The sequence below is a fragment of the Pseudoxanthomonas sp. P4_B2 genome (assembly GCF_056402315.1).
In genome coordinates, this window is sequence record NZ_JBFUHQ010000003.1 from 157,110 (window position 1) to 170,430 (window position 13,321).

Annotated in this window: 11 protein-coding genes; 2 read left to right on the forward strand and 9 right to left on the reverse strand. The window is 61.6% G+C overall.

Translation table 11 applies throughout. The features are described 5' to 3' along the window. Nucleotides 1-155: 155 nt before the first annotated feature. From AC1DTQ_RS09465 to AC1DTQ_RS09505, 9 genes are all read right to left on the reverse strand, one after another. Nucleotides 156-1,517: an NAD-dependent succinate-semialdehyde dehydrogenase gene (locus tag AC1DTQ_RS09465; protein WP_477849302.1), complete on the reverse strand. Its 1,362-nt coding sequence runs from the start codon at nucleotides 1,515-1,517 to the stop codon at nucleotides 156-158. A gap of 191 nt (nucleotides 1,518-1,708) precedes the next feature. Next, the gene (locus AC1DTQ_RS09470; protein WP_477849303.1) at nucleotides 1,709-2,551 is read right to left on the reverse strand and encodes an ABC transporter permease subunit; all 843 of its coding nucleotides are present in this window, start codon (nucleotides 2,549-2,551) and stop codon (nucleotides 1,709-1,711) included. Next, a complete protein-coding gene (locus AC1DTQ_RS09475; RefSeq protein ID WP_477849304.1) occupies nucleotides 2,548-3,456 on the reverse strand; it encodes an ABC transporter permease subunit in 909 nt (302 codons plus the stop codon). Before AC1DTQ_RS09475 ends, AC1DTQ_RS09470 begins: the two co-directional genes overlap by 4 nt. After that, nucleotides 3,453-4,595: an ABC transporter ATP-binding protein gene (locus AC1DTQ_RS09480; protein WP_477849305.1), complete on the reverse strand. Its 1,143-nt coding sequence runs from the start codon at nucleotides 4,593-4,595 to the stop codon at nucleotides 3,453-3,455. Before AC1DTQ_RS09480 ends, AC1DTQ_RS09475 begins: the two co-directional genes overlap by 4 nt. A 31-nt stretch (nucleotides 4,596-4,626) precedes the next feature. Continuing rightward, nucleotides 4,627-5,259: a DJ-1/PfpI family protein gene (locus AC1DTQ_RS09485; protein ID WP_477849306.1), complete on the reverse strand. Its 633-nt coding sequence runs from the start codon at nucleotides 5,257-5,259 to the stop codon at nucleotides 4,627-4,629. Nucleotides 5,260-5,339: 80 nt separating this feature from the next. After that, complete coding sequence (locus tag AC1DTQ_RS09490; protein WP_477849307.1) at nucleotides 5,340-6,461, reverse strand: polyamine ABC transporter substrate-binding protein; 1,122 nt, start codon at nucleotides 6,459-6,461, stop codon at nucleotides 5,340-5,342. A 94-nt stretch (nucleotides 6,462-6,555) separates the two neighbouring features. Beyond that, the gene (locus tag AC1DTQ_RS09495) at nucleotides 6,556-7,920 is read right to left on the reverse strand and encodes an aspartate aminotransferase family protein (RefSeq protein WP_477849308.1); all 1,365 of its coding nucleotides are present in this window, start codon (nucleotides 7,918-7,920) and stop codon (nucleotides 6,556-6,558) included. Nucleotides 7,921-8,087: 167 nt separating this feature from the next. After that, nucleotides 8,088-9,470, reverse strand: coding sequence for a glutamine synthetase family protein (locus AC1DTQ_RS09500; RefSeq protein ID WP_477849309.1), 1,383 nt, complete (start codon nucleotides 9,468-9,470; stop codon nucleotides 8,088-8,090). A gap of 9 nt (nucleotides 9,471-9,479) precedes the next feature. After that, entirely contained in the window at nucleotides 9,480-10,235 is a 756-nt protein-coding gene (locus AC1DTQ_RS09505) for a gamma-glutamyl-gamma-aminobutyrate hydrolase family protein (protein ID WP_477849310.1), read from the reverse strand. A gap of 209 nt (nucleotides 10,236-10,444) precedes the next feature. Between AC1DTQ_RS09505 and AC1DTQ_RS09510 the strand changes: the two genes are divergently transcribed. Together AC1DTQ_RS09510 and AC1DTQ_RS09515 are read left to right on the forward strand one after the other, a co-directional pair. Beyond that, complete coding sequence (locus AC1DTQ_RS09510) at nucleotides 10,445-11,839, forward strand: glutamine synthetase family protein (RefSeq protein ID WP_477849311.1); 1,395 nt, start codon at nucleotides 10,445-10,447, stop codon at nucleotides 11,837-11,839. A gap of 142 nt (nucleotides 11,840-11,981) precedes the next feature. Then, nucleotides 11,982-13,268 (forward strand): NAD(P)/FAD-dependent oxidoreductase, encoded by a 1,287-nt coding sequence (locus tag AC1DTQ_RS09515; RefSeq protein WP_477849312.1) that lies wholly within the window; start codon nucleotides 11,982-11,984, stop codon nucleotides 13,266-13,268. Nucleotides 13,269-13,321 lie beyond the last annotated feature (53 nt).

A 13,321-nucleotide genomic window follows, 5' to 3' on the forward strand; every position in this document is an offset into this window, starting at 1 on the left:
TCGGAACGGCAACCGACGCAACCTTCCGTTCCATCCATGTTCCTGCAGCGGCTCAAACATCTTTGTAGAGCCGAGCTTGCTCGGCTGCTCTTCCGGGAAGTCAAAAGCAGCCGAGCAAGCTCGGCTCTACAGGAGCCGGCTCTACAGGAGCGGGCTCAAGCCACGTAGACCGACTTGATGTTCATGAACTCGTGGATGCCATGCTCAGCCAGTTCACGGCCGAAACCGGAGCGCTTGGTGCCGCCGAACGGCAGGCGCACATCGCTTTTCACCACCGCGTTGACGAATGCCGCGCCGCACTGGAGCTGGCGGGCGACCTGATTGCCGCGCTCGCGGTCGCCGGTCCAGACGCTGCCGCCGAGGCCGAAGGTGGTGTCGTTGGCGACTTTTATCGCTTCGGCTTCATCCTTCACCCGGAGAATGCTGGCCACCGGACCGAACAATTCCTCTTCGTAAGCGGCCATGCCCGGCACCACCGCATCCAGGATCGACGCCGGATATCCTGCATGCGAGTCGTCCGGCTCGCAACCTAGCAGCGGCTTGGCGCCTTTGGCGATGCTGGCCTGGACCTGCTTGTGCAGCTCATCGCGCAGGTCCCGCCGGGCCATCGGTCCCAACGTCGTGGCTTCGTCGTTGGGATCGCCGAGCTTCAATTTGGAGGCCGCGTCGACGAAGCGCTGCACGAAAGCGTCCGCAATGCCCTCAACCACGATGAAGCGCTTGGCCGCGATGCAGGTCTGACCCACGTTGCCGAAGCGCGAAGCCACCGCGCTGGCCACCGTTTTGTCCAGGTCGGCGTCTTCCAGCACCACGAAGGCATCGCTGCCGCCAAGTTCCATTACGCACTTCTTCAGCTGGTCGCCGGCATTGGCGGCGATCGAGCGCCCTGCCCGCTCGCTGCCGGTCAGGGTCACCGCAGCGACGCGCTTATCGCGCAGCACTTCGGCGGCCTGATCGTTATCGATGTGCAGGGCCGCGAACACACCTGCTGGAATACCGGCATCGCGCAGCGCTTCGGCGATGATGTCCGCGCAGCGCGGCACGTTGCTGGCGTGTTTGAGCACAGCCACATTGCCGGCCATCAGCGCGGGCGCGAGAAAACGGAATACCTGCCAAATCGGAAAATTCCACGGCATGACCGCCAGCACGCAACCGATAGGTTCGAAACGCACATAGCTGTTGCTGGCTTCGGTGGCGATGGGTTGGTCCCGCAGATAATCCGCCGCATGTTCGGCGTAGTAATCGCAGGCGTCGGCGCACTTGTCGACTTCGGCCAGAGCTTCCTTGCGCAGCTTACCCATCTCGGCGGTCATGATCTTCTGGATATCGTCACGACGGCTACGCAGCTGCGCACCGACCTTGCGCAGCAAAGTGCCGCGCTCGGCCAACGAGCGCGCGGACCATTGCGGAAATGCGGATTCGGCCGCCGCCAGGATGGATTCCACAGCGGCGCTGTCCATCAGTTCGAGCGTGTATTCGACCTTGCCGGTCGCGGGGTTGACGGTTTCGACTGTCATGGGGAATCTTCGTGGTGATTATCGTGGATGAATTCTGCCAGTCAGAGAGTTAGCTGACCGTAGCGGCCTCCCCCTTTGCAAAAGGGGTATTGAGGGGGATTTGCTCTTGATCTTCGCGGAAGCCCTTACCAGCAACAGCAAAAGCAAATCCCCCGTAGCCCCCTTTTCCAAAGGGGGCAAAAGCAAGAGCCTCAGCCGTTGTCCTGCAAGGCCAGCTGCATGTCGCGCTGCCGCCGCTTCTCTTCGCGGTTCATCAACCACCAGGCGACGAATGCGGCAACGGATACCACCACGATCATGATCGTGGCCAGGGCATTGACCTGCGGATTTAGCCCGCGACGCGCCGAAGAGAACACCACCATAGGCAAGGTGGTGGAACTGGGTCCGGACACGAAGCTCGCGACCACTACATCGTCCAGCGACAGGGTGAACGCCAACAGCCAGCCCGAAACGATGGCCGGTGCGATGATCGGCAGCGTGATCAGAAAGAACACCTTGACCCGGTTCGCACCCAGATCCATCGCCGCCTCCTCCAGCGACTTGTCCAGTTCGGCCATGCGCGAAGACAGCACCACGGTGACGAAGGCCAGGGTGAAAGTCACGTGCGCGATCCAGATCGACAGGATGCCGCGAGGCGCAAGACCGATCAGACTGCCCAGCGACATGAACATCATCAGGATGGACAGGCCCAGGATCACTTCCGGCATCACCAAGGGAGCGGTAATCAGTGCGCCGAACAGGGTCTTGCCGGGAAAGCGCCGCATGCGCGTCATCACCAGTGCGGCCAAGGTACCCAGGATCACCGCGGCGGTGGCGGTGAAGAACGCGATCTTGATGCTGATCCAGGCCGCGCCCAGCATCTGGTCGTTCTGCAGCAGCTTGCCGTACCACTTGAGCGAGAAGCCAGACCACACCGTCGCCAGTTTGTTTTCGTTGAACGAATAGAACATCAGCACCAGGATCGGCACGTACAGGAAGCCGAATCCCAACGCCAGGATCAACCAGGTCGGCCAGCGCTTGGCGAAGTTGCTCATGTCAGCCTCCCTTCGATCTCGCTCTGCTGCACGCGGTTGAAGATCAGGATCGGTATCAGCAACAGCCCCAGCATCACGATCGCCACGGCCGAGGCGGTGGGCCAGTCGCGGTTATTGAAGAACTCGTTCCAGAGCACGCGCCCGATCATCAAGGTATCCGGCCCACCCAGCAATTCCGGAATCACGAACTCGCCGATCGCCGGAATCATCACCAGCATGCAGCCGGCGATGATGCCGGCCTTGGACAACGGCAGCGTGATCTTGAAGAAGGCCTTCCACGGCTTGGCGCCAAGATCGTAGGCGGCCTCCAGCAACCGGTGGTCGTGCTTGACCAGGTTGGTGTACAGCGGCAGCACCATGAACGGCAGGTAGCAATACACGATGCCGATGTAGGCGGCCGTGGGCGTATTGGCGATCTGCAGCGGTTCGCTGATGAGATGCAGCTTCATCAGCAGATTGTTGAGCAGTCCATTCGGCTTGAGGATGCCGATCCAGGCATAGACACGGATCAGGAATGAGGTCCACGACGGCAGGATCACCAGCATCATGGCGATGTTGCGCGCCGACGACGGAAGCCGCGCGATGACGTAGGCCATCGGGTAGCCGATCAGCAACGCCAGGATGGTGGAGATGGCGGCGATCTTGATGGAGCTCAGATAGGCCTGCACGTACTGCGAATCGGTGAACAGGCCGATGTAGTTGCTTAGGTTCAATTTCAGCGAGAGCGCGTTGTCCACGTACTCCAAGACCGGCGTGTACGGCGGCATCGCAATGGCGAGCCGCGAAAACGATATCTTCAGCACGATCAGGAATGGAATGGCGAAAAATACCAATAGCCACAGATACGGAACCGAGATAACCGCCCAGCGCGGGTGCGGGAATATCCGCTTCAGGAGGGCGTTCATGAGGTCAGCACCACGCCTTCGTTGTCGCCCCACGACACCCACACTTCGTCGCCCCAAGTCATGCCCTCGCTGGCCCAGCGCTGCTGGTTGGCGAAGTTGGCCATGAATTTGTAGGCGCTGGGCAGGCGCACGTGGAAGACGGAGTGGCTGCCGAAATAGGCGATGTCCTCGATCTTGCCGCGCGCCTTGTTATAGCGCTGATCGGGCTCTTCCTTGCTGATGTGGACCTTTTCCGGACGCACGCCGAACGAGACTTCCTGCCCCTCGAAACCGGAGATGCCGTGACCCACGTAGATGGGCGTATCCAGCGAGGGCGACAGGATGGTCACGTAATCGGCCATGTCTTCGTCGACCTTGCCCTGGAACATGTTCACTGAACCGATGAACTCGGCAGCGAAGCGGCTGGTCGGGGATTCGTATATTTCATCGGGAGTGCCGACCTGGCGGATGCGGCCCGAATCCATTAACGCGATGCGGGTGGCCATGGTCATGGCCTCTTCCTGGTCATGGGTCACCATCACGCAGGTGACGCCCGAGGTCTCGATGATGTTGACCAATTCCAGCTGCATTTGCGAACGCAACTTTTTGTCCAGCGCGCCCATCGGCTCGTCCAGCAACAGCAATTTTGGCCCCTTGGCCAGCGAACGCGCCAGCGCCACGCGCTGTTGTTGCCCGCCTGACAACTGATGCGGCTTGCGCTTGGCTAGCTTGCCCAGTTGCACCAGCGCCAGCATTTCGTCGACGCGTTTTTTTATCGCGTCCTTCGACAATCCATCCTGCTTCAGGCCGAAGGCGATGTTCTGCTCCACGGTCATATGCGGGAACAACGCATAGGACTGGAACATCATGTTGATAGGACGTTCGTACGGCGGCAGATCGTTCATGATCTGGCCGTCCAGATAGATCTTGCCCGAAGTGGGTTTTTCGAAGCCGCCCAGGCAGCGCAGCAAGGTGGATTTTCCGCAACCCGAGCCGCCCAACAGCGCGAAGATCTCGCCCTTGCGGATGCTCAGGTCGGTATCCTCAACCGCTACGAAACCATCGAACTCCTTGCGTACATCGACGATCCGCAGATAGTCCTCCACGGGCCTGGCATTGCCGGCGGTGTTCTTGGTTCCGTTCAACTGTTCCGTTGCCATCGTTGTCCCCAGAATGTCATGACGCCAAAAATCAGGCCGATCTTCGAATCTGCTCGGACCTGGGTGAACTGCCGGCCGGGGCGATGTTTCTCATGGCGCGAGCGACATACTCTTCTTTCTCGCCGACCGGGGCGACGTAATGAAGCGCGTTGCGAGCCGCCTCCTCTCCCTCGAAGCGGGCGATGATCCAGGCCGCAAGGTATTGCGAAGCGAGGCAGCCACCCGCGGTCGCCACATTTCCCTGAGCGTAGAACGGCTGGTTGATAACCTCGATGCCCGCCTCCTGCACCCAAGGTTTGGTAGTGAGATCCGTGCAGGCGGGAACGCCGCCGAGCAGACCCAGCTTGGCCAGAATCAGCGTGCCCGAGCATTGGGCGCCGATCAGCTGGCGCGCGGGATCCAGCTTGAGCCTGGCCATAAGCTCGGGACTGCGGACTATTTCGCGGGTTTGCATGCCGCTCCCGACAATGACAGCGTCTGCCGCGCAGGCCTCTTCCAAGCTCGACTGCGCATGCACGGTTACCCCGTTCATCGAAGTGACCGATGCCGCCGGACACGACAGCGTCACTCGCCAGCCGGGTGTCTTGATGCGATTGAGTATGCCCAATGCGATCAAGGAGTCGAGTTCGTTGAATCCTTCGAATGTGAGGATCGCTATGTGCATGGCGGCGTTCTTTCCGATGCTCGCAATTCGTGTCCGGAAACGAATCGGGGCAGACGCGATCGCCTGCCCCGTTCGTGCTTCTACTTGCCGGTCTTCAGTTCCGTCCAGATCCGCGTATAGAGCTTGTCGACTTCCGGCGGAATGATCGCGAAGGTGAACAGTTTCGCCTCGACCTCCGGCGGCGGATACACCGTCGGATCCGAAGTGATGCTCTTCTCCATCAATTCCTTCGCCTTGGGAACCGCATTGGGATAGCTGATGAAGTTGGAGTTGTTGGCCATCACCTGCGGGTCCAGCAGGTTGTTGATGTAGGCATAAGCCTCATCCACGTGCTTGGCGTCCTTGGGGATGGCCAGCATGTCGAACCATTGCGGCGCGCCTTCCTTGGGGATGGCATAGGCGATGTTGACGCCGTTGCCGGCTTCGGCCGCGCGGTCGCGCGCCTGGATGATGTCGCCCGACCAGCCCACCACCAGGCAGATATCGCCGTTGGCCAAGGCGTCGATGTACTGCGAGGAATGGAAATTGCTGATGTAGGGCCGAATGCTCTTCAGCAACACCGCCGCCTTGTTGATCACTGCCGGATCGGTGCTGTTGGGGTCTTCCCCAAGGTAGTTGAGCGTGATCGGGATCAGCTCCGATGGCGTATCCAGAACGGTCACGCCGCAGTCCTTGAGCTTGGAGATGTTCTCAGGCTTGAACACGATATCCAGGCTGTTGGTCAGGTCGGTATTGCCGAAGGCTGCCTTGACCTTGTCCACGTTGTAGCCGATGCCGGTGGTTCCCCACATGTACGGAATCGCATATTTGTTGCCGGGGTCCTGCGACTCCAACTTCTTCATCATCACCGGATCGAGATTGGCGTAGTTGGGGATCTTGGATTTGTCCAGCGGCAGGAACACGCCGGCCTGGATCTGGCGTCCGAGGAAATTCATCGTCGGCACCACCACGTCGTAACCGCTTGAGCCGGCCAGCAGCTTGGTCTCCAGCACTTCATTGCTGTCGAACACATCGTAGGTGACCTTGATGCCGGTCTTCTTCTCGAAGTTGGCGTTGGTGTCCTCGGCGATGTAGTCGGACCAGTTGTAGACGTTGACGCTTTTCTCGCCGGCCGCGGCCGCGGCCGCTTTGTCCCCGCCCTTGCCACCGCACGCGGCAAGCACACAAGCGGCGATCATTGCACCCAGTATTCGCAGTTTCATTGCACTCTCCAGATGGCCCGAAAGGGCTTGTTGTTGGCACCCGCACCCCGCGGCACGCGGGGCGCCCGTTGTTCCCTTCCTGTTGTAAACCTAGTTATAAACCCAGCTCTACGGCGGTCTCGTTCAATGCTTTCCAGGCCTTCTCGAACAGCTCGTCGACCTGGCCACGACTGATGATCAGCGGGGGCGACAGCAGCATGGCATCGTAGGTGGCGCGCAAGATCAGACCGTTGGCCAATGCCTTATCGCGGCACAGCTGCCCCACTGTACCGCGATCGTCGAAGAATGCACGCCGGCCCTTGTCCGGCACCAGTTCGAGGGCGCCGACCATGCCCGCGATGCGTGCTTCGCCGACCAAGCGGTGTTCGCCGAGCTCGGCCCAGCGTTTGGCCAGGTAAGGCGCGGTATCGACCTTGCAGGTTTCGATGATTTTTTCTTCTTGCAGGATGCGGATGTTCTCCAGCGCCACCGCAGTGCATACCGGATGCCCCGAATAGGTGCAGCCGTGCGCCAGCTCTCCACCCTGATCGGCCAGCACCCCGGCGACGCGATCGTTGAACATGGCCGCGCCCAGCGGGATGTAGCCGGAGGTGATGCCCTTGGCCAGGGTCATCACGTCGGGCATAAAACCGAAGTATTCCGAACCGAACCATTCGCCGGTGCGGCCAAATCCGCAGATCACTTCATCGGCGACCAGCAGCACGTCGTACTTGCGGCAGATGCGTTCGATCTCCGGCCAGTAGGTCATCGGCGGAATGTAGACGCCGATCGCGCCCATGATGGGCTCGCCGATGAAGGCGGCTACGCGGTCGGGACCCAGTTCGAGGATCTTGGCTTCCAGCCTGCGCGCCGCGACCAGCCCGTATTCGTCGGGATCCAGGTCGCCGCCATCGGCGAACCAGAACGGCGGATCGATATGGTGGATGTCGGGGATCGGCAAGCCGCCCTGTTTGTGCATGCCGGCCATGCCGCCGAGGCTGGCACCGGCCATGGTAGTGCCGTGGTAGCCGTTGTGGCGGCCGATGAAGATGTTCTTCTGCGGCTTGTCCTGCACCGCCCAGAAATGCCGGACCAGACGCAGGATGGTGTCGTTGGCCTCAGAACCGGAATTGGTGAAGAACGCATGGTTGAGATCGCCCGGTGTCAGCTCGGCGAGCTTGGCCGCGAGCAGGATGGTGGGCTCGGTGGTGCACTGGAAGAAGCTGTTGTAGTAAGCCAGCTGCGTCATCTGCCTGGAAGCGGCATCGCCTAGCTCCTTGCGGCCATAGCCGATGTTGACGCACCACAAACCGGCGAAGGCATCCAACAGCTTGTGGCCTTCGGCGTCCCACACGTAGGCGCCCTCGCCTTTGGTGAGGATGCGCGTGCCCTTCTTGGCCAGCGCGGCGTTGTCGTTGAACGGATGCAGGTGGTGCGCTGCGTCGAGTTGCTGCAGTGCGCGGGTGTCTAGGTGGTCCATGGAAACTCCGGTTGATTCGTCCCTTCTCCCATCGGGAGAAGGTGGCGCGAAGCGCCGGATGAGGGAGGGAGAATTCAAACCCACGGAAAGTTGTCCGTTGATCTGGAAATCCATGCCCTCATCCGCCCCTTCGGGGCACCTTCCCCCGGAGGGAGAAGGAAAAGCAGTCACACATTCAACAACAAAAACTCCCGCTCCCACGAACTGATCACGCGGAAAAAGGTTTCGTATTCCTTGCGCTTCACCGAGACATAGGCGCGCACGAAACGCGGCCCCAGCAATTCCTGCAACGGTTTGCACTGCTCGAGCTCGTCCAACGATTCGCCCAGCGAGCGCGGAAGTTCGAAGCCCACATCCTGGGCGCTTCCGGCCAGCGGCGCGGTCGCCTTCAATCCTTCGCGCATACCCAGCAGTCCGCAAGCCAGCGTGGCCGCCATGGCCAGGTAGGGATTGGCGTCGGAACCGGCGAAACGGCTTTCCACCCGCGTGTTCTCCGGCGTATCCATGGGCACGCGCAGACCGCAGGTGCGGTTGTCGTAGCCCCACTGCACGTTGATCGGCGCCACCTGCCCCAGCGCGAGGCGGCGGTACGAATTCACGTTGGGCGCGAAGAACGCCATCGCCATGGGCACGTACTTCTGCAGCCCGCCCAGGTACTGGTCGAAGGTCTTACTCAGCTTGCCTTCGCTCTTGCCGGTGAAGACGTTATTGCCCTTCTTGTCCAGCATGCTCTGGTGGATGTGCATGGCGCTGCCGGGTTCGTTCTCCATCGGCTTGGCCAGAAAGGTGGCGTAGATGCCATGACGCATCGCCGCCTCGCGCATGGTGCGCTTGAAGAAGAACACCTGGTCGGCGCGCGACAAGGCGTCTGAGTGGGTGAAATTGACTTCCAGCTGCGCTGCGCCGGATTCGTGGATCAGCGTGTCGACGTCCAGTTCCATCGCATCGCAATAGTCGTACATCAGGTCGAGGATGGGGTCGAATTCGTTGACCGCATCGATCGAATACGACTGGCGTGCGGTTTCCGGCCGACCGGAACGGCCGGCCGGCGGCAACAGAGGGAAATCCGGATCGGTATTCTTCTGCACCAGGAAGAATTCCAGTTCGGGCGCGACCACCGGGCGCAGGCCGGCGTCTTCGTAGGCCGTCAGTACACGCCGCAGCACGTTGCGCGGGGCCAGGTCGTGCGGCTGGCCGTCCTTGGTATAGCAGTCGTGGATCACTTGCGCGGTCGGATCGGTGGCCCAGGGCACCATGCGGATCGTGTCCGGATCGGGACGCAGGTACATGTCCGAATCCGAGGGAGAGGTCAGGTCGTAATAGTCGTCCGGATAATCGCCGGTGACGGTGGTGGCGAAGATGCCTTCCGGCAAGCGCGTGCCGTAGTCGTGGGAGAACTTGTCGGCGGGAATGATCTTGCCGCGCGCGATGCCGGTGATGTCGGGCACCAGGCATTCGACTTCGGTGATGCTGCGCTCCTTCAGCCACCGCCGTAGCGAGCTCTCGGGTTTCTCGGGTGACGATTTCTTCTGGGCCTGGAGCTGGGTCATGGGTTCACTTCAATGTTTTCGTTGTGCGGCGCGCGTGCGGCAGGCGTCGCCAAAGGCTTTGAATATGCCGAGATAGAACTGATTTTCGGTGACGCGCCACTCGGGATGCCATTGCACGCCGAGCAGAAAACTGGCTCCTTCGTGACGGAACGCTTCGACCAGGCCGTCCGGCGCCACCGCTTCCACCTTGAGGCCCTTGCCCAGGCGGGCGACGCCTTGCCCGTGCAGCGAGTTGACTCGGGCCGACGGCGCGCCAGCTATACCGGCCAACATCCCTCCCGGATTGAAGGTGACGACATGCGCGGGGGCGTATTGCTGTTCGAGCGGATCGCCGAGGTTCTCACGATGATCCAGGAAGCCGGGCTGCTCCTGCACTTTCTGGTACAGGCTGCCACCGAGAGCGACATTAACTTCCTGGAAGCCGCGACACACCGCGAGCAACGGGATTCCCATTTCCATCGCCAACGTCACCATCGGCAGACTGCTGGCATCGCGCGCAGGGTCGTGGAGATTGCCTTCGTAACTGGGTTCGTCGCCGTAGTGGTGCGGCTCGATGTTGCTAACCGAGCCGGTCAGCAAGATGCCGTCGACCTGTTCCAACAACCGCTCCAACGGCAGCGCAGGCTGCAAAGCGGGAAGCAGGATCGGCAGCGCCCCGGCACCGTCCACCACCGCGCGCACATACTTCTCGCCGACCGCGAGGAAGGGATGTGGACCGATTTCTTTACGGTCGGTGGGAAGGCCGACCAGCGGCAGGCTGGCCATGGGGGAGGCTCGGAAAAAGCTTGCCGCAACTTAACCCGCCTGTTTTATTTTTACAACACGAGCCGCCGGAATCGCGGCTTTATCCCGGTAATGGTGCGGCGCGGCACCACTTCCGGGCTTCTTAGCCGATCTGCTAGCTCACCGGCGTTGAGTATTCTTGACAGTACAGCCTCTCTGGTAAGCTGCCGCGAACCGCCCGTGACGCCATCATGACCCGCATTCCAGACCCTTCCGCTTTCCAAGACTCCCCCCTCCCGCTGGCAGATGCCGACGCGCTTGCGCGACTGCCCGATTGCGAGCTGGTGGACCTGCTGCTGCCCGACATGAACGGCCTGCTGCGCGGCAAGCGCATCACCCGCGATGCGTTGGAGAAGGTCTACCTGGAGGGCGTGTGCCTGCCGATGTCGCTGATCGCCACCGACATCACCGGTAACACGGTGGAGGAAACGGGCCTGGGCTACGACATCGGCGACGAAGACCGCATCTGCCGTCCTGTACCGGGATCGCTGCGGCCGGTGCCATGGTCGCCACGGCCGATGGCGCAACTGTTGCTGTCGATGGAGGACGCCAAGGGCGGCGCCTTCGACGCCAACCCACGCGAAGTGCTCAAGCGCGTGCTGGGGCGCTATACCGCGCGCGGTTTGAAGCCGGTGGTGGCGGTGGAACTGGAGTTCTACCTGTTCGACCCGCATCTGGACGCAGACGGTAGGCCGCGTACGCCGATCAATCCGGTCACCGGCCGGCGCAGCAGCAGCACCCAGGTCTATTACATGGAAGACCTCAACGATTACCGTGGTTTCACCGATGCGGTATCGGCGGCGTGCAAGGCGCAAGGCATTCCTGCGGACACCGCGGTAGCCGAATACGCGCCGGGTCAGTTCGAAATCAACCTCAAGCATCGCGACGACGCGTTGCTGGCCTGCGACGATGCGGTCATGCTCAAGCGCGCTATCAAGGCCGTGGCTCAGCAACAGGGCGTGCAGGCGAGCTTCATGGCCAAGCCGTTCGCGGAACAAGCCGGCAACGGGCTGCACATCCACGTCAGCGTGCTGGACGAGAACGGCTCCAATATCTTCGCCTCGACGCCGGATGCGCCGGCCGACACGCTGAAGCATGCGATCGGCGGCCTGCAGCGCAGCGCCAAGGACAGCCTGCTGCTGTTCGCACCGCACGCCAACAGTTACCGCCGCTTCGTACTCAACGCCTTCGTGCCGCTCAACGACGCCTGGGGCTACAACAACCGCACCGTCGCCATGCGCATCCCGCACAGCAACGAGGCCAATACCCGCATCGAGCACCGCATCGCCGGAGCGGACGCCAACGTCTATCTGGTCACCGCCGCGGTACTGGCCGGCATGCTGCATGGACTGGAGAACGGTTTCGACCCTGGCTCGCCAGTGGTCGGCAATGCCTACGAACAAACCGAGGTTCGTACGCCTTACTGGCGACAGGCCATTGAAGATTTTATGGGTAGCGACTTCATCCGCGAGCAGTTCGGCGAGGCGTTCCGGCATATTTACGGCCAGCAGAAGCTGAAGGAGATGCAGACGTTTTATACGCAGGTGACTACGTTGGAGTACGACTGGTATTTGCGGGCTGTGTGATATGTCTGGCCGCCGCCTTTGTTGCCGTCATTCCAGCGAAAGCTGGAACCCATCTTGATCTCGATGTTCGCACCATGGCCGGTAAAGCAAAGTCAAAATGGATTCCAGCTTTCGCTGGAATGACGACGCCGGGGTTTCGATAATGTCGGCATTGAATTCTTCGTATCCACCTTCCTGGTACGCCGCCAGCACTACCCCGTTGCTGGAACAACCGACACTGCAAGGCCGCCTCGAAGCCGACATTTGCATCCTCGGCGCCGGCTACACGGGCCTTTCAGCAGCGCTTGAGCTAGCCGAAGCCGGTTACAAAGTCGTCGTGCTGGAAGCCGAGCGCATCGGCTGGGGCGCCTCCGGGCGCAATGGCGGGCAGGCCATCGCAGGCTTCAGCTGTGGCGAGGCGAAGCTGGAATCGCTGGTCGGCTTCGACGACGCGCGGAAGATGTTCGACCTTTCCCGCGAAGGCTTGCAATGGTTGCGCGAGCGCATCCGCAGGCACGGCATCGCCTGCGACTGGCGCGATGGGCATGCCACCGTGCCGATCAAGCCGAGGCAGGAGCGCGAAGTGATGGCAGCGGTCGAAGACTTCAATACCCGTTATGCCTATCCGGTCGAATGGTGGGACCGCGAAAAGCTGCGTGGAGAACTCGCCAGCGATCGTTATCTGGGCGCACTGTACGACCCCAACAGCGGTCACCTGCATCCCCTGGAATATGCACTGGGGCTGGCGCGTGCCGCGATATCGGCAGGTGTGCGCATCTTCGAGCATTCTCGGGTGACGCAACTCGTGCGCGGGACGAAGCCCGTGTTCAAGACCGCGCAAGGCGAAGTGCGATGCGACTTCGCCATCGTCGCCGGCAATGCGCTGCTGCAGGGCATCGCACCGGAACTGGAATCGAAGATCATGCCCGTCGGCACCTACATCGGCGCGACCGTTCCGTTGGGCGAAGACCGCGCCCGCACGTTGATCCGCAATGACATGGCGGTGGCCGACACCAACTGGGCGCTGGATTATTTTCGCCGCAGCCGGGATCACCGTCTGCTGTTCGGCGGACGCGCCAGTTATTCCACCCTGCCGCCGCCCGACCTGCGCGGCACCATGACCCGGCGCATGCGCCGCGTGTTCCCGCAGCTTGCGGACGTGCAAATCGAGTACGTGTGGGGCGGCTACATCGACATCTCGCTCAACCGCGCGCCGCATTTCGGCCGGCTGACCCCCAACGTCTACTTCGCCCAGGGATTTTCCGGGCATGGCGTAGTCGCGACCGGGCTGGCCGGCAAGCTCATGTCGGAAGCGATACGCGGGCAATCGGAGAGGCTGGACCTGTTCGCCAATATCCCGCACCTGCCCTTCCCCGGCGGCCGCGCCTTGCGCACGCCGATGCTGGTCGCAGCGATGGCCTGGTACAAACTGCGCGACGCGCTCTGGTAGTTCCAGATGTTGTAGATCCGAGCTTGCTCGGACGCTTGCGGCACAGAGTCAGA

Bases quoted from the DNA above. Each gene is read 5' to 3' on its own strand.
- AC1DTQ_RS09470 (WP_477849303.1), bottom strand. From the start codon at position 2,551: ATGAGCAACTTCGCCAAGCGCTGGCCGACCTGGTTGATCCTGGCGTTG.
- AC1DTQ_RS09480 (WP_477849305.1), bottom strand. From the start codon at position 4,595: ATGGCAACGGAACAGTTGAACGGAACCAAGAACACCGCCGGCAATGCC.
- AC1DTQ_RS09500 (WP_477849309.1), bottom strand. From the start codon at position 9,470: ATGACCCAGCTCCAGGCCCAGAAGAAATCGTCACCCGAGAAACCCGAG.
- AC1DTQ_RS09485 (WP_477849306.1), bottom strand. From the start codon at position 5,259: ATGCACATAGCGATCCTCACATTCGAAGGATTCAACGAACTCGACTCC.
- AC1DTQ_RS09505 (WP_477849310.1), bottom strand. From the start codon at position 10,235: ATGGCCAGCCTGCCGCTGGTCGGCCTTCCCACCGACCGTAAAGAAATC.
- AC1DTQ_RS09465 (WP_477849302.1), bottom strand. From the start codon at position 1,517: ATGACAGTCGAAACCGTCAACCCCGCGACCGGCAAGGTCGAATACACG.
- AC1DTQ_RS09510 (WP_477849311.1), top strand. From the start codon at position 10,445: ATGACCCGCATTCCAGACCCTTCCGCTTTCCAAGACTCCCCCCTCCCG.
- AC1DTQ_RS09515 (WP_477849312.1), top strand. From the start codon at position 11,982: ATGTCGGCATTGAATTCTTCGTATCCACCTTCCTGGTACGCCGCCAGC.
- AC1DTQ_RS09495 (WP_477849308.1), bottom strand. From the start codon at position 7,920: ATGGACCACCTAGACACCCGCGCACTGCAGCAACTCGACGCAGCGCAC.
- AC1DTQ_RS09490 (WP_477849307.1), bottom strand. From the start codon at position 6,461: ATGAAACTGCGAATACTGGGTGCAATGATCGCCGCTTGTGTGCTTGCC.
- AC1DTQ_RS09475 (WP_477849304.1), bottom strand. From the start codon at position 3,456: ATGAACGCCCTCCTGAAGCGGATATTCCCGCACCCGCGCTGGGCGGTT.